At 59.9% G+C, this 19,019-nt stretch carries 14 protein-coding genes; 6 read left to right on the top strand and 8 right to left on the bottom strand.

The features are described 5' to 3' along the window. Positions 1–35 precede the first annotated feature (35 nt). Entirely contained in the window at positions 36–1,019 is a 984-nt protein-coding gene (gene egtD, locus H1B37_RS25410) for an L-histidine N(alpha)-methyltransferase (protein WP_182870083.1), read from the top strand. A 9-nt stretch (positions 1,020–1,028) separates the two neighbouring features. Here egtD and H1B37_RS25405 read toward each other — a convergent pair whose 3' ends face one another. Together H1B37_RS25405 and map are read right to left on the bottom strand one after the other, a co-directional pair. After that, positions 1,029–1,883 (bottom strand): ThuA domain-containing protein, encoded by an 855-nt coding sequence (locus tag H1B37_RS25405; RefSeq protein ID WP_182870082.1) that lies wholly within the window; start codon positions 1,881–1,883, stop codon positions 1,029–1,031. Between the two features lie 32 nt (positions 1,884–1,915). After that, positions 1,916–2,713, bottom strand: coding sequence for a type I methionyl aminopeptidase (map, locus tag H1B37_RS25400; RefSeq protein ID WP_147871998.1), 798 nt, complete (start codon positions 2,711–2,713; stop codon positions 1,916–1,918). A gap of 610 nt (positions 2,714–3,323) precedes the next feature. Here map and H1B37_RS25395 point away from each other — a divergent pair. From H1B37_RS25395 to H1B37_RS25380, 4 genes are all read left to right on the top strand, one after another. Next, a complete protein-coding gene (locus H1B37_RS25395; RefSeq protein ID WP_182870081.1) occupies positions 3,324–6,395 on the top strand; it encodes a secretin N-terminal domain-containing protein in 3,072 nt (1,023 codons plus the stop codon). A gap of 136 nt (positions 6,396–6,531) precedes the next feature. Continuing rightward, positions 6,532–8,226 (top strand): GspE/PulE family protein, encoded by a 1,695-nt coding sequence (locus H1B37_RS25390; protein WP_182870093.1) that lies wholly within the window; start codon positions 6,532–6,534, stop codon positions 8,224–8,226. A 4-nt stretch (positions 8,227–8,230) separates the two neighbouring features. Then, positions 8,231–9,442 (top strand): type II secretion system F family protein, encoded by a 1,212-nt coding sequence (locus tag H1B37_RS25385; RefSeq protein WP_182870080.1) that lies wholly within the window; start codon positions 8,231–8,233, stop codon positions 9,440–9,442. A 178-nt stretch (positions 9,443–9,620) separates the two neighbouring features. Continuing rightward, positions 9,621–9,911 carry a hypothetical protein gene (locus H1B37_RS25380; protein WP_182870079.1) on the top strand — a complete coding sequence of 97 codons (291 nt, stop codon included), beginning with the start codon at positions 9,621–9,623 and terminating at the stop codon, positions 9,909–9,911. A 289-nt stretch (positions 9,912–10,200) separates the two neighbouring features. On the opposite strand, the gene H1B37_RS25375 is transcribed toward H1B37_RS25380, so the two are convergent. Together H1B37_RS25375 and H1B37_RS25370 are read right to left on the bottom strand one after the other, a co-directional pair. Next, positions 10,201–12,426, bottom strand: coding sequence for a peroxidase family protein (locus tag H1B37_RS25375; RefSeq protein WP_182870078.1), 2,226 nt, complete (start codon positions 12,424–12,426; stop codon positions 10,201–10,203). Between the two features lie 182 nt (positions 12,427–12,608). Next, positions 12,609–13,190, bottom strand: a complete 582-nt coding sequence (locus H1B37_RS25370) for a sigma-70 family RNA polymerase sigma factor (protein WP_182870077.1) — start codon at positions 13,188–13,190, stop codon at positions 12,609–12,611. Positions 13,191–13,372: 182 nt separating this feature from the next. Between H1B37_RS25370 and ruvB the strand changes: the two genes are divergently transcribed. After that, complete coding sequence (gene ruvB / locus H1B37_RS25365) at positions 13,373–14,431, top strand: Holliday junction branch migration DNA helicase RuvB (protein ID WP_182870076.1); 1,059 nt, start codon at positions 13,373–13,375, stop codon at positions 14,429–14,431. A gap of 126 nt (positions 14,432–14,557) precedes the next feature. Here ruvB and H1B37_RS25360 read toward each other — a convergent pair whose 3' ends face one another. The 4 genes from H1B37_RS25360 to H1B37_RS25345 are packed head-to-tail and all read right to left on the bottom strand — an operon-like array spanning position 14,558 to position 18,800. Then, on the bottom strand, positions 14,558–15,367 hold the full coding sequence (locus H1B37_RS25360; RefSeq protein WP_182870075.1) for a glycosyltransferase family 2 protein: 810 nt from the start codon (positions 15,365–15,367) through the stop codon (positions 14,558–14,560). Then, positions 15,364–16,974 (bottom strand): ArnT family glycosyltransferase, encoded by a 1,611-nt coding sequence (locus tag H1B37_RS25355; protein ID WP_182870074.1) that lies wholly within the window; start codon positions 16,972–16,974, stop codon positions 15,364–15,366. Before H1B37_RS25355 ends, H1B37_RS25360 begins: the two co-directional genes overlap by 4 nt. Continuing rightward, positions 16,971–18,038: an NAD-dependent epimerase/dehydratase family protein gene (locus tag H1B37_RS25350; RefSeq protein WP_182870073.1), complete on the bottom strand. Its 1,068-nt coding sequence runs from the start codon at positions 18,036–18,038 to the stop codon at positions 16,971–16,973. Before H1B37_RS25350 ends, H1B37_RS25355 begins: the two co-directional genes overlap by 4 nt. Positions 18,039–18,041: 3 nt before the next feature. Then, positions 18,042–18,800, bottom strand: a complete 759-nt coding sequence (locus H1B37_RS25345) for a zinc ribbon domain-containing protein (protein WP_353620916.1) — start codon at positions 18,798–18,800, stop codon at positions 18,042–18,044. Between the last annotated feature and the right edge of the window lie 219 nt (positions 18,801–19,019).

Genomic DNA, 19,019 nt, shown 5'->3' with positions numbered 1-19,019 from the left:
TTCACACCTACCGACACCCCCACCGGGCATTCACCTTGTTTAAAACCGCACCACCACACGCATCGGCGCGTCGACAAGCCTTCAAACGCGACGTGATCGAGGGGCTGGGCGAATTTCCCAAACGTCTGCCGTGCAAGCACTTTTACGACAAACGCGGTTCGGCACTGTTCGACCAGATCTGTGAACTGGACGAGTATTACCTGACGCGGACCGAACAGGCGATCATGGATCGTTATGCGGCGGAAATGGGCGCGCAGATCGGTGGCGGCGCGATGTTGGTGGAATACGGCAGCGGCAGCAGCGTCAAAACACGAATCTTGCTGGACCATTTGATCGATCCGGTGGCCTACGTCCCGGTCGACATCTCCCACCGCCACCTGCACCAGGTCGCCGATCAGCTTCGCGACGACTACCCGCAGATCGAGATCCTGCCGGTCACGGCCGATTTCACCCGGCCGTTTTCACTGCCCCGCTCACGCGTCGCCCCGACGCACAGTGCGGTCTACTTTCCGGGGTCGACGATCGGGAATTTTGAACCGCTGCAGGCCGAGATCCTGTTGCGATCGATCGCCGAGTTGTGCGGTTGTGGCGGGGGATTGCTGATCGGCATCGACTTGGTCAAAGACGTGCGGATCCTGGAACGGGCCTATGACGATGCCGCCGGCGTGACGGCGGCGTTCAACTTGAATTTGCTGCATCGGATCGCCGACGAACTCAGCGCGGAGATCGACGTCGATGCGTTTGAACACGTGGCGTTTTTCAATAGCGACGCTTCACGGATCGAGATTTATATCCGATCGATGACCGACCAACTCATTCGGATCGATGACGAATCATTCCCGCTTCGGCGTGGCGAAATGATCCACACGGAATACTCGCACAAGTACACCGTCGACGGTTTCGCACAACTGGCCGCCCGCGCGGGGTTGGAACTGCACCGCAGCTGGATCGACGACGATCGATTGTTCGCCGTGTTGCACCTGGTGGTCGCCTCGTCCACTACCCGGAAACCAAGCTGAGATGGCCGACTATTCTTCGGCTTTCAGGTTGTCGGTTGCCCACAACACCCCGCGGCACAGCAGGTCCAGGTAGCGGTCGTCGCCGACGGTTTCATTGTTGTGGCCGAGCGTGGTGCTGAAGATCTTGGTCTTATTCGGCCCGTACAGGTTGGTCCAAACCACGACCGCCGTGGCGGATTTGGGTTTGGCATTGGGGTTCGTCTTCAAGTCGCGTTTTCGCGGGGCTTGCAGTTGGTCGCCGGTGGCCAACACCTCGGTGCTGCCGAACACGCGGACGTTGTTGTACAGTTCTTCGTTGATCGTGGTCCAATCGGCCAACCCCTTGGTGATCGGGTGATCCGCTGCCGTGTAGTTCACATCGATCGGTGATTGCGGGCCATGGCCGGTGGATTGGACACCGATCATTTCGTACCAGCCCGCGTTTTCGGCACCGATTTCGACGGGGCTGCGGAAATCGCCCCAGCGATAGCTGTGCATGGCACAGTGCAGGTTGACCGCGGGAACTCCGGCGCGGTGGGCTGCCAGGATCCGATTGACATACGGCCGCTCGGTGACCGAGGCCGAACATTCGTCGTGCACGATGACGTCGTAACCTTCGGCCCAGTCATCGGATTCATAGATCTCGAATCGAGTTCCGGTCGTCTTGCTGGGATTGAATTCGACCGTCACTTCGGCGTTGATCCGTTTCTCGATGCCTTGCTTCAGCAGCTTGGTTTGCGTGGCGTAGTCGTGGCAACAGCCTCCGGCGACCAGCAGCACCTTCAGCGGATTGTCTTGACCGTGGACGCGGCCGGACGGAACGGGGTTGAACAGGACCGCGTAGGTCAGCAGGGCGCAGGCGGCGAGACGTTGGAGCGATTTCATGATGTGGGTCTTCGGAGAGAGATGAACGAGCCTTAGAACTGGTGACCTTTGCGGGGGCCGTCGTTGCATTGGGTCAGAATTTCCGGGCCGTCCTCGGTCATCAGCACGGTGTGTTCGAATTGCGCCGAGGGACGTCCGTCTTTGGTTCGCACCGTCCAGCCGTCGGATTTGTCACAGCGTGCGTAGCGTGTTCCGGCATTGATCATGGGCTCGACGGTGAAGCACATTCCCGGGAACAGGCGATCGATCCGGCTCTGTCGATTCGGGAAGTGTGGGATCGACGGGTCCAGGTGAAACTGTTTTCCAAGGCCGTGTCCGACGTACTCGCGGACGACAGAAAACCCTCGTCGATGGGCTTCGGGGACGATGGTTTCACCGATTTTGGAAACGGTGCACCCGGGGGTCAACGCGTCGATCGCCATGTGCATGCAATCGAACGCACACTGGGTGACCGCCCGGCGTTCCTCGGATACCTCGCCGATCAAGAACGTTTCGCTTTGGTCCCCGTGCCAGCCGTCGACGATGGTGGTGACGTCGATATTGACGATGTCGCCTTCTTGCAGCTCTTGCTCGTCAGGGATGCCGTGGCAAATCACCTCATTGATGCTGGTACAACAGCTTTTGGGATAGTTTTGATACCCCAGCGTCGCCGCGGTATGGCCATTGTCCAGCGTCCACTGGGCAATCATTTCGTCGATTCGGCCCGTCGTGATTCCGGCCTTGATGTGCGGTCGGATGTAGTCCATCAAGCTGGCGTTGACGCGTCCGGCGTGACGCATCGCATCGCGTTGACGTTCGTTGAGGATCAGTTTTCGTTGCTTTTGCAGCATTCCTGTCATGTTCCCTTCGATTCGAGCAGTTGATGATTTGCTCGTGGTGGTTTCCTGCGTTGGTTCCGGCGGCAAGCCGAGTTGGTTTCCCTGTCGAGATGGATCCGATTCTGTATCCTGTCGAATCCGCGTTCGTCTCTCGCGGCGGCCTGCTGCGTATCGTACCAATAGAAATCTGCCGGTCGTAGAACCGAACGCAACGCTGGGCGAGTTTTTTTGAATCCCAGCTGGCTCAAGTGAAGCGGTGAGGGCGTCCAATTCCTACAGCCCCCCTCCCCGCCGAGGTCGTGCGGTTTTGGAAAGCAACCCTCCCGGCAGAAACGCCGAGCACAGCGAGGGGAAGATCTCAAACGGGCCCCAAACGACGTTCTGTGGCATGAAAACCGGAGGAATCGGATGAAATCGGCGATCGGGCGAGAAACCCTGGCCGGGGCACAAGGTTACAAGAGTAGACCGGCCGCATGATTTCCGGCGCCGAATTCTGGCACGATTGGTGCCGGGAGATTCGGTACTCGCCGATTAGAATGGGCCGGTCTGTGGGTAAAATGGCCGGTCCGCAGGCCAATTCCGCCGGAATCTCTTCCACTTCTTCGAAAAACTGCCGCAATCAATGCATTTTCACCTTTCATCGTGCACGGACAGCCAAGCCCCCCGCGATGCGACGTTCTGCCGCCGGGCTCGGCAATTTGCCCGCTTGGGCGGATCGGTCCTCCGTCTGCTGCTCCTTCTGATCCTGGCAACGGCGGTGGCGAATCCCGGCGTTTCGGCACAGGAACAGGTGGCATCGGGCGACGCCGAGCCGGCCGAGCGTGAACAGCCGGCCGCCACGGACACCGAGGCGGTTGATTCGGCAAACGAACAGGCGGCCGCCTCGCCTTCGGATCAAGCCTCCGACGCGGAACAGGCTTCGAGCTCGGACCAACCTTCCGGCTCCGGTTACAGCTCCGACGCACGCGGTTCGGACGTCACGCCCGAAGAGGCCGCACGGATCCTGTTGGAGGAGCTGGACCGCCCCCGCGAGAACCTGCTGCGATTTAACTTCACCGGCGCCAGCTGGAAAGACGTGCTGAACTGGATGGCGACCGAGGGCGATTTGTCGCTGCAGATCGATCGCTATCCCGAAGGCTCCATTTCCTTCATCGATCGCAGCCGGATGTACACGGTGGCCGAATCGCTGGACCTGCTGAATCGTTTGCTGTTGGATCGCGGATACGCGCTGGTACGGCGCGGGCGGATGTTGTTCCTGGTCGACTTGGAAGTGGAAAACGCCGAAAAACTGATCAGCGAGTTGGCGGATCTGGTCCCGTTGGATGAACTGGAGTCGCGTGGCAAGAGCGACATCGTCACGGCGATCTTCCCGCTGGGAAGCATGACGCCCGACGAAGCCAAAACGCAGCTGCCCCAGATGGTCGGCCCGTGGGGGCGGGTGATCGTGTTGGATAGCGCCCGACAAGCCAAAGTGACCGAACGGGCCGAGAAACTGGTCGCGATCCGTGAGGTCATCAAGCAGTCCGACCAAGAGGTTCACGAGATCAAGCTGCAGCACCGCAGCGCCGAGGAACTGTTGCAAACCGCTCGACCACTACTGGGCCTGGAACCCACCGAGAACTCCAGCGACGACATCCGCATCTCCGTCGGCCTTTATGGCGACCGCATCTACGCGACCGGATTGCGATCCAAGGTCAGTATTCTGGAAAACTTGATCGCCAAAGCCGACCAGCCGCTCGAGGGTGCCGCCGATGCGACCGAAGCCGAAGTCGCTCGCCCCGTGTTCCAAACCCACTTCGTGCGCGTGGCGGATCCCGCGACCGTGTTCGAAGTCCTGCAAACCTTGCTGCAAGATGAACCGGGTACGCGGGTGGCGATCGACCCGGCGACCAACGCCATCATCGCCTTTGCCACCCCCAACACGCACCAACAGATCACCGAAGTGATCGCCAAGATGGAAGGCAGCGGCGAAAACTTCGAAGTGTTTCAACTCAAACGCATCGATCCCGCTCAGGCGCTGCTGACGATCAACAAGTACTTCGGCGTGACCGAAGAAGACACCAGCGGACCGATCGTCGATGGCGATCCGGCCACCGGCAAACTGTGGGTCCGTGGCTCGCAAGATGAAATCGAACAGGTTCGTCGGTTGCTCGAACAGCTCGATGGGACCGGCAGCGAAGGCTTGCTAAGTGGCAAGGTCCGGCTGTTGCCTCTGAGCGGTCGACAAGCCGAAGACGCCTTGCGACAGCTGCAACTCTATTGGCGGATGACCGGGCGTGACAACGCGATCCGTGTCCTTTCCCCTTCGTCGGGAAGCGATTCCAACGGAATTCGCGAACGCAGGATCCATCGCCCGCCCGCCGGCTCGGACACACCGCCGGCTCCATCTGCCAGCAGTGGCAACAACAATCTGGACGCCTCGCGATTCGATTCACGACGGTTCTATTACCTGACACAAGCCCCCGTGAAGACGCAGGCGGCCGAGTCGGGTGGCGAAGCGCCGGCCGCCGAAACCCAACCGGTGGCCGTCTCGCAAAGCCCCGACATCATGATCGAGCTGACGCCCAACGGAATCCGCATCGCGTCGGACGACACCGAAGCGTTGGATGAGTTAGAAGAACTGCTGTCACAATTGATCGGTCCGATGGGCACGACCAGCAATCTGCCGACGATCTATTGGCTCAAGTACCTTCAAGCCGATGTGGCCGCGGAAATGGTCGCCAGCATTCTCGGCGGCGGCGACTCATCGAGCAGTTTGACCGACACCATCACCGGCGGACTCGGTGGCGGCATGCTGGGCGGGCTGATGGGCCTGGCCGGCGGCGGTGGCGGAGAGACGTCGACGTCCAAGTCGATTTTGACGTCCACCGGATCGGTCAGCATTGTTCCCGATCTGCGACTGAACGCGCTGTTCGTCCAGGCCAACGAGGTCGACATGCAAGTCATCGAAATGGTGCTTGAGAAAATCGACATCGAAGAAAGTCCCGAAGACATCGAACTGACCGCCTCGCCACGAATGATCCCGGTGCTGTATCAAGACGCGGCGGAAATCGCCAAGGTGGTCAAGGAGATCTACGCCGATCGAATCGCCGGTGCCGACCAGGGACGCAGTGGCGGTGGCGGCGGCGGACGAGGCGGTCAGCCCTCACCGGAAGACTTCATCGCAGCCCTGCGTGGCGGTCGCGGTGGTCGCGGCGGCGGCGGAGGCGAAGCGGCCAAGAGTGAACGGTCAAAGATCGCGGTGGCCGTCGACGCGCAGAGTAATTCCTTGGTGGTGACCGCGACGACGAAGGATTTCGAAGAGATTCAAATTCTGGTCGAGGCGCTCGATCAAGGCGGTCGTGTCAATGAAGACGAAACCGTCGTCTACACCTTGCCCGGCACCCTGAACGGAAACACCATCGTCCAAGCACTCGAAGCGATCCTGAGCGCAAAAGTGGAAACCAAGGACAGCAGTTCCAGTTCATCAAGCAGCTCGTCAGCGCGTTCCGGCGGTGACAGCAACAACAGCTCCGATGCGGCCGACGCGATGCGGCAGCGGATTGAAGCGTTCCGGGCGCGAATGGGTGGCGGCGGTGGTCGGCCCGGTGGATTCGGCGGATTCGGCGGCGGCCGGCCCGGCGGCGGTGGTGGATCGCCGTTTGGCGGCGGCGGCGGTCGCGGCGGCGGCGGACGCCCCGGCGGCGGACGCTGATCCGAACCGCGAGAACGTTTCACACGCGCCGCGGGGAGCGGTTCATGATGCACACTCCCCGGCTGGCGACGTTTCCTCGCGTCACACGCTACAATCGAAGCATCATTCTTTGGAAGAACACCGGAAAACCGATTCGATGATCATGCGAGCAGGTGAGATACTTCGACGACGTGGTCTGCTGAGCGACTCACAGCTGGCAGACACGCAATCCAGCAATGCGCCCGATATCGTCCAGGCCGCCGTCGAAAAAGGCTTCGTCGGCGAACGTGAAGCGCTCGAGGCACTGGCCGAAGAAGTCGGACTGGATTTCGTCGACTTGCGAGACGCCGAAATCGACCTGTCCGCCTTGGAAGGGTTTCCCCAACGATTGATCTATCGACAATCGCTGTTTCCGATCCGTTTCCAAAACGGGTCGGTTGTCGTCGCGACGCCCAACCCGCTGGATTTGTATCCGCTGGACGAAGCCAGTGCGGCGACGGGCAAGAACATCATCCCGATCGTCGCCCAACGCGGCGAGATCGCGCGATTGATGAAGCGGCACCTGGGGGTCGGCAGCGAGACCGTCGAAGACTTGATGGCGGCCGTCTCGGAAGACGAAGACGTCGAACTGCTGGAGGAATTAGAAACCGACGGCAGCGAACTGAGCGAGATGGCCCAAGAGGCGTCCGTCGTTCGCCTGGTCAACGAGATCTTGTTGGAAGCGATTGAAACGCGTGCCAGCGACATCCACATCGAATCCCAATCCGATGGCTTGTTGGTCCGCTATCGCATCGACGGGATCCTGCACCGCCAACCCACGCCGCCGGAGATCAATCGGTTCCAGGCCGCGATCATCAGCCGTTTGAAAATCATGGCGCGGCTGAACATCGCCGAGAAACGATTGCCCCAAGACGGACGCATCAAGTTGCGTGTCCACGGCCGCGAAGTCGACATTCGATTGAGTGTGATCCCGATGATCCACGGCGAAGGCTTGGTCATGCGGGTGTTGGACAAATCCGCCATGGTTTTCGATCTGGGCAAATTGGGGATGTCCGATGAGATCTACCAAACCTACAGCAAACTGATCGAGCTGCCGCACGGGATCATCCTGGTCACCGGTCCGACCGGGAGCGGTAAAACGACCACACTCTACAGCAGTTTGCTGCAGATCCGCAGTGACGAAACCAAGATCATCACGACCGAAGACCCGGTCGAATACCAACTGGACGGGATCAATCAAATCCAAGTCCACTCCAAAATCGGATTCACCTTTGCCGCGTCGTTGCGAAGCATCTTGCGGCATGACCCCGACATTGTGCTGGTGGGGGAAATTCGTGACTTGGAAACGGCCGAAAACGCCATCCAAGCATCGTTGACCGGTCACTTGGTCTTTAGCACCTTGCACACCAACGACGCCTCGGGCGCGTTCACCCGATTGGGCGACATGGGCGTGGAACCGTTCTTGGTCGCGGGTACCGTCGAAGGCGTGATGGCCCAGCGGTTGTTGCGTCGACTGTGCCCTCACTGCAAAGAAGCATTCAAGCCGTCGCCGGACGAAGTGCCGCAAGATTTTCCTTGGGACCGCGCGGGGGATTTCACCTGGTTCCGACCGGTCGGATGCCGCGAATGCCGCAACCTGGGCTATAGCGGACGGATGGGGATTTACGAATTGTTGGTCACCAATGACGAAATCCGCCAGCTGGCCCAAGACCGCGCCAGCAGCTGGGTGATCCGCAAGGCGGCGGTGGACGCCGGCATGCGGACGCTGCGGATGGACGCCTGGGACAAAGTGATCGCGGGGATGACCAGCATCGACGAAGTGCTCCGTGTTTCCAAGGGCGAGGCTCTCTAGAACCATGCCGACGTTTGCCTACACCGCTCGCGACATGGCGGGCAAGACTGTTAGCGGATCGATCGAAGCCGCCAATGAACGCGAAGTCGCGGCGTTGTTGAGCGAAAAGTCGCTGTTTCCGTCCAAGGTTGCCGCCGCAGACAACGCCTCCGGTCGCTCGCTGTTCGGCCAGCGGAAGCACGTCAAAGGGCAAACGATGGCCACGTTCTATGGCCAGCTGGCTTCGTTGCTCCGCAGCGGCGTCCCGATGATGCGCTCGCTGACCGTCCTGGGCGAACAAGCCACCGACCCGGTGTTGGGCGACATCGTCAAAGAGATCAAGTCGCGTGTCGAAGACGGCGAACCGATCGGCAACGCCATGGCCCGGTTCCCCAACGTGTTTTCCGACATGGCGATCAACATGGTGCGTGCCGGCACCGAGGGCGGCTTCTTGGAAGACGCCCTGGAACGCGTCAGCGTGTTCACCGAATTGCAGGAAGACCTCAAAGGGCGAACGATCAGCGCGCTGGCCTATCCGGTGTTCCTGTTCTCGGTCGGGTCCCTCGTGATCAGCGGCCTGCTGGTGTTCTTCGTGCCCAAATTTGACGCGATGTTTGATCGCTTGCGGCAAAAAGACGAGATGCCGTGGTACACCGAATCGCTGCTCAGCTTCAGCACCGTGCTGCAACAATATGGCTGGGTGATCCTCCTGCTGGGAATCGCCCTGGTGGTGGTGATCAAAATCCAACTGGCCAGCGAGGCCGGCAAACAGATGATGGACAAGATCAAACTGCGGATCCCCGTGCTCGGCAACATCCTGATGAATTTGGCCGTCGCCCGCTTCTGCCGCGTTCTGGGAACCCTGCTGGGCAACGGCGTGCCGATCCTGAAATCGCTGGAGATCAGTCGTTCGGCCGCCGCCAACCGGCTGCTCAGCCAATCCATCGCCGACGCGACCGAAAATATCCGTGGCGGTGAATCCCTGGCCACCCCGCTAAGGGCCTCTGGCTATTTTCCGCCATCGGTCGTGGAAATGATCAGCGTGGGGGAAGAGAGCAACTCGCTGGAGAAAGTTCTTCCGGAAATCGCCGACTCACTCGAGAAGCGAACTTTTCGCCGACTGGACCTCTTTGTACGATTACTCGAACCGATGATGTTGCTGGTCATGGCGTTTTTGGTTCTGGCTGTTGTGCTTGCACTGCTCGTGCCGGTTCTGAAAAGTAGCACGAGTCTATAGTCGTCAATTTGGCTCCACTACTTGGCCGTTGGAGCCGATGGAACCGAAAGACCACGTTCCAGTCAGGACTTCTTTGACCGTTTGGGTCACTCTGTCACTGGGAACATTTGGTTCTCTCGTGGCGTAATCAAGTCAAGAGGCGGGCAAGTTCGGCGTACCAACCAGGGGCGGTGCGGAAATGAATTTCTTAATCATCTGGCTGATCGTTTCAGTCATCTGCACGGGCATCGTGCTGATCAGCATCCGGTACGCGCCGAGAATCGAAGATGAACCTTTGGACAGCTATTGTGATGCCGAAGCGCAAGAGGAGCGTCTCGGTGATTCGTCCCCCCGGCGGACAAGGGCACCGGCCTGTGAGACGCGTGGCGAAATCCGCTCGATCCACCGCCCCAAGCCGGGCAAGCGAGCCCCGCTAGCACCCAAGCTGTCCCACTTCGTGATCAACCGCCCCGAAGAAACGCAGTCTTAGTGGGACGGGCGTCTCTCTCGACGTAGCTACACTCGCCAGAGCGTGGAAGCCGTTCGACGTCCACCGACGCGCAAGCTATCACTCTGCCCCGAATCGTTCTGCCCTCCTTTCCCGGTTTCCCGGCGACGCGATCGATCACTGCCGCCGTGATGGAAAGGGTAAGAAGATTTTGGGTTAAGAAATTGTTGAAATGCACAACCCTTCAGATCAGCTAATTTTCCTACCTGCAAAATCTTCCTACCTCATTCCCGCAGCGGCGAGCCGGTGACTGTCGGTCACGTTCGTCCGTTCAAACGAGCAACTCGAAATCGATCCCTTTCAGACGCGTGCTTCCGTTGGTGATCAGCACGTCGACGACTTCTCCACTGTCGGCCAGTCGAATTTGGTAGTCGCCGGTTTCTTCGAATGATCGGAACCGATAGTTGCCGCGGCTGTCGGTGACGGTCGTATCGATCACTTCGCCGCTGTCGTCGAGCAGTTCCACGGTTGCCCCCTCGACGGCAGCCGAGCGTCCACGATCGACCGCGCCGTCTCGCTTGGACGAGCGGGCCAGTCGGTCACTGACGCTGGTGTCGACGGTGACTTGGCCGCGGACTTCGGCCTGCATGAAGAAGACGTTCTCCTGCAGACCCTCGACGGTGGTGTTCCGCTCGATCACATCAGCGAGCGAGGTTTGTTCGATCCAGCGCAGTTCTTGCCCCTGGAAGACGTTTTCATAGTAGAAACGATCACCGTCGCGCAGCCGCTGGAACTGGTCTGCAATGATCGTGGCTGTCAGTTCACCGACCGACGCCCCGCGCAAGTGATCTTCGGCCATCAATCCGACCCACAGGTCGATGTTGTCGACATCACCGTAGAGGGTTTCCAGTTTTTCCTGCAATTCGACGTCGCTGGTGATGTCGGCGAATGATTCGATCGCATCCAATCCATAGGCCTGGCGCGTGGTGTTGTAGTCATTGAGTCCATGGTCGCGGCCGCGTTGAATATTCAAGGCGACCAAGTCGAAACCGCCGGCACCGGGTGCGCCGAACAAGAAGTTTCGCAAGCTGTCGACGACTTCCAAGTCAATTTCTTGTGCTTGCGAGGAAGCGTCGTATTTGAGGATCGCGTCGATTCCGGTTTCTTCCAGCAACGTCGGGTTGAAAAACGCGTCCCTCAGCTCGACCTCTTCGTGAACCTCGCGGCCATCATTGTCGAAGAATTCGATGTCGTCGTTCAACGTGCTGTGGCCGAACCGAAATGCGGCGCTGGAAAATTCGGTCGCAATACTCGGGTCGACCGAAGAATCATAGTCCTGGTAGGCCGTGATCACGTTGTTGCCGAGTAGCGCCGGCAGAAACTCGTTGTAGGTGATCGATTGAATCTCAGCGATCACGATGGCGCGGGCACGTTGGTAGATCTCTTCATCGCTGAGGGTCGAGTCGGCCTCCGCGATCTGTTCGGCCAGCCGATTGTGCTCACGGACAAACAGCGTCTGGATGGCGGTCAACGAGATGTTTTCACTGGCGCGAATATCACCGGCGATCACGCCACCGTCTTCACCCATCGGCAGCAGTCCGTCCTCGGTGATCACCAGCAATCCCCCTTCAAAGGTCCTGAGGCTGTCGGCGGTTTCCTGATCGCTTCCATAAACCTGGGATCCGTCCACAAACGCGGTGATCGAATTGACTTGCTGCCGTGGGTTGTCGACCGAAGTTCCGGTCGTCAGATCAAACTCCGATCTCGTCAAAGGAATCGTGACCTCGCCGGTGCCGGTCGGATCAAACAGCGGATCCCCGGTGGGCACCTCGATGGAAAACAGCTCGCCATCGGTTTGCGTTTCGGTCAAGTCGATGTCGTGGTCGATAAACTGCCCCCACACATACAGGAACGCGGACAGCCCACGTTCATTCTTGATCCCGTCGCCTTCGACATCCGACAGCGCGTTACTGATCTCGCGGGCACTCGGTCGGTCGGCGCCGGCGGGGGTGGAGATACCGTCTTCGTAGTCCGCTTCGGCGACCCGCAGCAATGCTTCTCCCGTGCTTCCGAGTTCGGGGTTCTGCAGGTTGTTCCCGGTGCCGTCGACCGATCGAACTTCGTCGGGCAATTCGGGAATCACCGACGACGCCTCGTCGCCGCGATCGCGGCGCGAGGAATCGTCGACACTGCCGTTGCCTTCTCGACCGAGTCGATTGATGACCCTGAGCGCGTCTAGCACGCTACGGCGGCCATCGTTGTTGACGTCCGTGAATCGCGCCGCATCGTCGCCGCCATCTCGATCCATGGAATTGATCACGATCAACGCATCGACGGCGGAGACGACGCCATCGTCATTGACGTCTTCGGCATCGTAAACGTTGTGGCGAAAACCACCGACATCGCCCGCCAACAAACGACGCCCTTCCAACGTCTCCGCGCGAAGCGGCCGCCGCTTGCGCCCCCTCGTCGGTGCAGCGGAACGTCGATTCAGACGTTCTTGGACTTGCTTTTTTAGCCGGCCGATCGAATCGGAAGTCAGGTCGAAAAGACTCATGGGAATAGCGCTCACATTGGGGAAGAGAAGGGACGGGCGCGTCCGGGAAAAGGCGCCTCGTTCTCTTTGGGGAACCTCAGACGCAATAATGTCACGCCCCCAGATCCACGCTGTATGCCCAAACGCCCCAACTGGTGACGAAGCCGTCCGCCAGAGGCGTGTGAAATCGCCTTCCCAACGGTCTATTCGCCCAGTTGTTTCCGTAAGGCCTTCATGCCGCGATGCAACAACCCGGCTACGGCGCCGGTGGATTTTCCCAGCTCCGCAGCCACCTCGCTCAGTTTCATGCCTTCCAGGTAGTGCAGACGAACGGCGTCGGCCTGGGCATCGGGAAGTTGGGCGATCGCCTGGCTGATCTGAATCAAACTTTCGCCGAACGCGACATTTTGACTGGGCGTCGGAGCGTCTCCGGCGAGCAGGCCTTCCAGCCGCATCGAGCTGGCGGCGAGTTTCTGTTCCATCGACTGCTCGCGTCGGATGTCGCGTTTGTCGCGGTGCAGATCGCGGTCCAAGTGGCACAGATGGTGAGCCAAAATTTTCCGCAGCCAGGCCAACAATTCTCCTTCGGTCGAGCCCCGAAATCCCTCGAATCCCTGAACCGCCTGCATCATCGCCTGTTGCACCATGTCCGAGGCGCCGATTTTTGCTTGGTAGGCCCGACGCATTCGGGTGCGGGCGAGCATCCGCAGGTAGGGTTCATATTGGGCGACGATGGACGGATCGGAAACGTCGATCGGATGCGACGAAGCGGCGGGATCTGACATAAGGATTCCTTCAATAGGCGGGTGCCGGCGGGGAAGCTGCTGGCGGGGACACGGCCGCCCCCCCCCCCTGCAGATTCGCCGGACACCGGTGTAATCTCGCGCCGACTTGAAAACCGATTTCGGTTAAAACAACCACTGCAAACGAATCTTCGCAAGTGCGTTTTTCCACGGATGAGTCCCTCATGGCGCGAGAAGCAGTCTACCAACAATCCGACCCCGACGTCCCCGGTGATTTACCGCCGAGTGATCCTCCGACGGTCGCGTCGGCCGGTGGCGGCGCGGACGACCAGGAGCGGAAGCTGCGGCCCCGCCGGTTGGACGAGATGGTCGGCCAACGCGATGTGATCGAGCGTTTGAAAATCGCGATCGACGCCGCCACGGGACGCGGCGAGCCGCTCGGACACATCCTGTTCGATGGTCCGCCCGGGCTGGGCAAAACGACCTTCGCAACCGTCATCCCCGCCGAAATGGGAACGACGGTGCAAATGGCCAACGGCGCCGGGTTGAGTGCCCCCAAGGACCTGCTGCCTTATCTGACCAACGTCTCCGAGCGGTCGGTGCTTTTTATCGACGAAATCCACCGCGTCCCCAAGGCCGTCGAAGAGTACTTGTACACGGCGATGGAGGACTTTCGGATCGACATCGTGCTGGGCGAAGGCGTCAACGCCCGCACGCTGAATTTTGAACTGCAGCCGTTCACCTTGATCGGCGCCACCACACGCGCCGGCATGCTCAGCGCACCGCTCCGCGATCGATTCCAAATCCGCGAACACCTCGGCTGGTACAGCGACGACCAACTCTGTGAATTGGTGATTCGAAATGCCCGAAAGCTGGCGATCGAAATCGACCAACCGGCCGCCGGCGAGATCGCTCGACGCAGCCGCCGCACACCGCGACTGGCCAACAATCGTTTGCACTGGGTCCGCGACTACGCCCAGATCAAAGCCAAAGGGACGGTCACGATCGGTGTCGCACGCGATTCATTGGATATGATCGGGATCGACAAACTGGGGTTGGATAAACAGGATCGAAATTACCTGGAGACCCTGATCCGCGTCTTCGGCGGCGGCCCCAGCGGGCTCGAGGCGATCGCCCACACGATGAACGTCAGCAGCGATACGCTGGAGGACGAAGTCGAACCGTTTCTGCTACGCAGCGAGTTGATCGTCCGGACGCGTCGCGGACGGATGGCGACCAGCAAGGCGTTCGAACACATGAAGATGCCTCCGCCGACCGTCTAGACGTTCCCCGCCCGATTGCTTTGTCTCGCCTTAAAATTCGGATCGATGGTCGTGGACGACGCGAGAAATCCCCGCTGCGGGCAATCCGAATGAACTTGTCGCCTCGCCCACTACCCGAAAAGTACGCTAGGGTGTGATCTCGATTGCCATGTCGGTTTGTCGCTGTCGTTCGGCGACGACATCATCGGACATCAGCACCCGTTGAAAGAACAGCATCAGCAACGTGCACAGGTAACGCCGCCCCATCTCTCGCATCCGCAGATTCGTCGACCCCCACGTTCGACCCTCCCAGCGAATCGGGATCTCTTTGATCTTGTGACCGCTGATCAGGGCGCTGAGCGACATTTCCAAGGTGATGTTGAAATGGCAGGCCCGGTAGGGACCGCAATGATCAACAACGTCGGCCCGGTAGGCTTTGAACGCATTGGTCAAGTCGTTCATCGGCGTCCAGAACATCCACTGGATTGCTTTGTTGACACAGCGATTGACCCACAATTTGACCGTCGGATACCGTTTGACCTCGGCACCTTTGATGAACCGCGACCCGAACACACAATCGTAGCCTTCTTGGATCGTGTCGTAGTAGCGTTTGGCATCCTCGGGATGATCCGAGCGGTCCGCCATGTAGATGATCACGACGTTTCCGCGAACGAATTGCAACCCCGAACGTATCGCTCGGCCGAAACCGCCGGGAGGCTGACGTCTGACCAAGCGGATCGTCGGCCAGCGCTCGCGACGTTGTAACACCTCCGCCTCGGTCGCATCACTGCTGTTGTCATTGACCACGATGACTTCGGTGTCGATCCCCGACTGGTCCACCAACAGCGTCATCAGTTCCTCCAAACAGGGACCGATGTTTTCCTGTTCGTTGTAGGCGGGGATGACGATCGACAACTGGTGCCTGTTCGTCCCATCATCTTGATGCTGGCTGGTCATTCGTCGTCGTCACCGCGCTGGGTTGCAATCTCGGAGGGTGCAGTTTGGTCTGGACCGGGCCGGTACAGATCTACAAAGCAGTTCTGTGGAAGCTCTCGGTTTCCAAAACGTCGTACGTGCGATCCACCGTACTGGTTTGCCCAGCCCGCGTCTTCGCCCTCCCACGACAGCAACAGGTATGTGTACGAAAGCGGCTGGTCGCCCCAGTATTTCAGACGTTCCTGGCACAACCGCGTCTCGCGACCGCTCAAGTAGACGTCAAAGACATAGGACAGATCCGCGTAAAAAACCCCCTCCTGCGGAAGATCGGCGAGCACACCATGGATGAACGCCGGAGCATACACCGACGGGTCTTTCCAACGCGTCAGGTAAACCCAGGTCGTGCGAAGCCCCGCCCCGGGAAGCAGCATCAAGACCACCGATGCCAACAGCGCGACGCGCATCAGCAACGCCCCTCGTGGCGTCAACCGCGTGCGGAGGTCTTGTCCCGTTCGCACCAGAAAACCGTCCACTGCGACGACGCCCAACGCCACGACCCAGACGAACGGATAGACCCAATACCCCTTGGTCGGGTGCAGCCCGGCGACCGTGGCGGTCAAGAACACACTCGACCAGACCAGCGCAATCACTCCCGTCCGCTGGGCGACCGACAACGCACCGTGACGCCAGAAAAACGCGGTCCCCAGGATCAAGCCGAGTGCCATCAGCAGACATTGAAACGGGCCTGCGAATTCAGACAGCAATCCGGCATGATGAACCAACGACGGGAACGGCCAGACGATTCGAGCCGGCAACCCCGGACCGGCCCGGTCGAGCACGTTGGCAAAGAACTGGCTGCGAAACTCATACGGATACGCCACGATCAGTGGAATCCACAACGAGATGACCAACGCGCTGCCCATGACAAAGCACACCGCACGCTTGCCTTTTTCCACCACGCTTGCCGTGCCGAGCAACATCGCCACGCCGCCCTGGATCGCGAACACGAGCGCGAAGGGATGAAACAGACCCGCCAGCCCCGAGAACGCGCCGCTGATCAAGGCCCAACGTTTTGCCCCCCATGAGAACTTGCGTCCATCGGGTGTGCCGCCGCTGCACAGCATCTGCCAGGCGGCCAGAATCGACAACCAGCCCGCCAGCGCGCTCAGCAGGTCGGGACGCGTGGTCAGGGCGGTGAACATCAGCGGTCGCGAGAGCGCGACGATCAGGGCCGCCGACCCGGCCGCCGGCGTGCTGCCGCCGAGCCGTTTGACGACCCAAAACACGATCCCGATCGTTGCCAGTCCCGCCAAAAAAAGTGGCAACCGCGCGGTGGCATATCCGGGTCGAAAAAGCCCAAAGAACGGTGCCTGGACGTAGAACAATCCGGGCGGAAGTGCCATCAGACAAACGTCGGCGTTTTCAAACAACGTCTCCCGATTTCGCGTCGGAACATAGGGGATTCGCGGGATGCCCTCGCGCCAAACGGTCCATCCCGGGACGGCAAACCACTGCTCGTCTTGCATTCCGGGCTGATGGATCAGCGTGGGCAGCCGCAGCCCCGCGAACAGCAGCATCGGGGCGACCAAACACCCCCACGTCAACAGCCAGCGGCGCCGCGAGTTCACGATGAAATCTCCAACCAGTCCGGCGACCGCGACGCAAACTCGGCAATCTCTTCCAAGATCATCTCGGTCGTTCGTCGCGGCGACCAATGCCACGCCGATCGCGCCAACGAGCTGTCCAAGACGATCCATGGCAGGTCGAACCGACGAACTTCGTCACTGCCGGCGACCGCGTGCGGACCGAATCGTCGATCACACCAACGCGTCAACTGGCACAGCGACCGCGATGATTCCAAACCACCGCTGACGTTGGTGACCAGCGGCTTGTCGGAATCCGATCCGGCGTCGATCTGTTTCAGCACAAGATCCGCGACATCGATCGGGTGCAAACAGTCACGGACTTGAAAACCGGTCCCCCGACATCCGATGTATCGCAGCGGACGTTTGGCCCGATGGGAGTGAACCCAGAAACTGAAGATCCCCTGGTCGGCGCGAGCAAACTGGCCGGCGCCCGCCAGCACGCCACAGCGGTTGACGCGAACCGGAAATCCGAACGCTTGTCCGTATTCCAACGCCATCGTTTCCGATGCGACCTTGGTGGCGCCGTACAGCGAAACCGGCGGCGATGTCGAAAAGGATTCGGCGATGCCCTCGGTGCTGATTCCCACCGGCAGCGCCTGTGATGCGTCCAGTTCATAACGATCGGTTGATTCATGCAACGGCAACGCTGCCAGCGGCCGAATCGAATACACGCGCGAAGTGCTGATCAGGATCACGCCCGCGCTGGATCGTCGGCAGTACTCCAGCAGGTTCAGTGTGCCGATCAGGTTGTGGCCGATCAATTGTCGCGACGAACCGTGCCCCTCGGTCCCGGCCAAGACACTCGGCAACGCCGCACAGTCGATCACCCAGTCCGCTTCGGGGACCGAGTCCCAATCGTCGCCACAACGCATGTCGGCGTGCAGAAACGTGTCGCAAAGCTGTTCGGCATCGCGGCGATTGAGTTCACTGCCGGCGCGAAGAAAGTTATCCAGTCCGATCAGTTGGACATCGTCGCGGACGGCTTTGATCCGACGGGCGATTTGGCTGCCGACGAAACCGCAGATGCCGGTGATCAGGATCTTCAACCGCTACACCTGTTGGCTTTTGGCAAACAGGGCTCCGGCGACACCGCCAAGAATGATCATGACCAGAAAGGCACCGATCCGCGACTTCGGTTTTTGGAACACAAAGTAGAACAGGTAAAGGATGGTGCAACACAGGAAACCGACTTTCTTGTCTTCTTTGAATCCTTCGACGATCAATTTCATCAGCGCGCCGAAGGCCACCAGGGCACACGCCGATCCGGCCAATTGCAGAAAGACTTGCATGGCATTGAAGTTGTCCGTTCCGGTCGTGCGATTGGCCGACATGACGGCCATGACCGCCAACGCAGTCGCACTGCCCAGGATGAACAGGATCAACCCCAGCATCCACCACGGCATGCCCGATCGCTCGGTCATGTCCTTTTGCATCTTGTCGGCCCGACGCATGTCTTCGGCCGCCTTTTGCAACGCCAAGGTGCCGGAGGAGATGTCCACGCCGGGTGTCAAATGCCCCTTGACCGATTCGCCGGTGGTCTTGTTGAAACCACACTTGGTGCACAAAACCGCATCGGCCGCCATCGGCGTGCCACAAGACGGACAGACCGCGGCGATGTCCGTGCCGAAACCTTCTTCGTCGAACAGGTCGTTCATCGGATTTCCGGCCGCCGCCGCACCGATCGCCTGAGCGGAAGGCGCCGCCTGGCTGCTGGCTGCCGCGACTTTACCGCCGGACGCCGCCGGGACCTTGATCCCTCGTCCGCAAGCAGGGCACTTGACCGCTTTACCGGCGAATTGGTCTTTCACCGCGAGAGCTTTCCCGCACTGACATTTGATTTGAATCGGCATGGAGGCAATGAACGCAAAAACGTGACGATCGGAATTCGGGCACTCTATGATACCCATTTTCCACGTCAGATCCGAGTCTGTCTACTCGATTCGATCCTCACCGCTGTGAAACGGCCGGCATTTGACTCGCGCCGGATCGCCGATCCACACAATCCGAAAAAGTGGCACGCCGGGATC

This window comes from Stieleria mannarensis, from assembly GCF_014154935.1.
GTDB lineage: Bacteria > Planctomycetota > Planctomycetia > Pirellulales > Pirellulaceae > Stieleria > Stieleria mannarensis.
The sequence above is the reverse complement of the archived record's forward strand: the minus strand, read 5'-3'. Positions and strand labels throughout refer to the sequence as shown.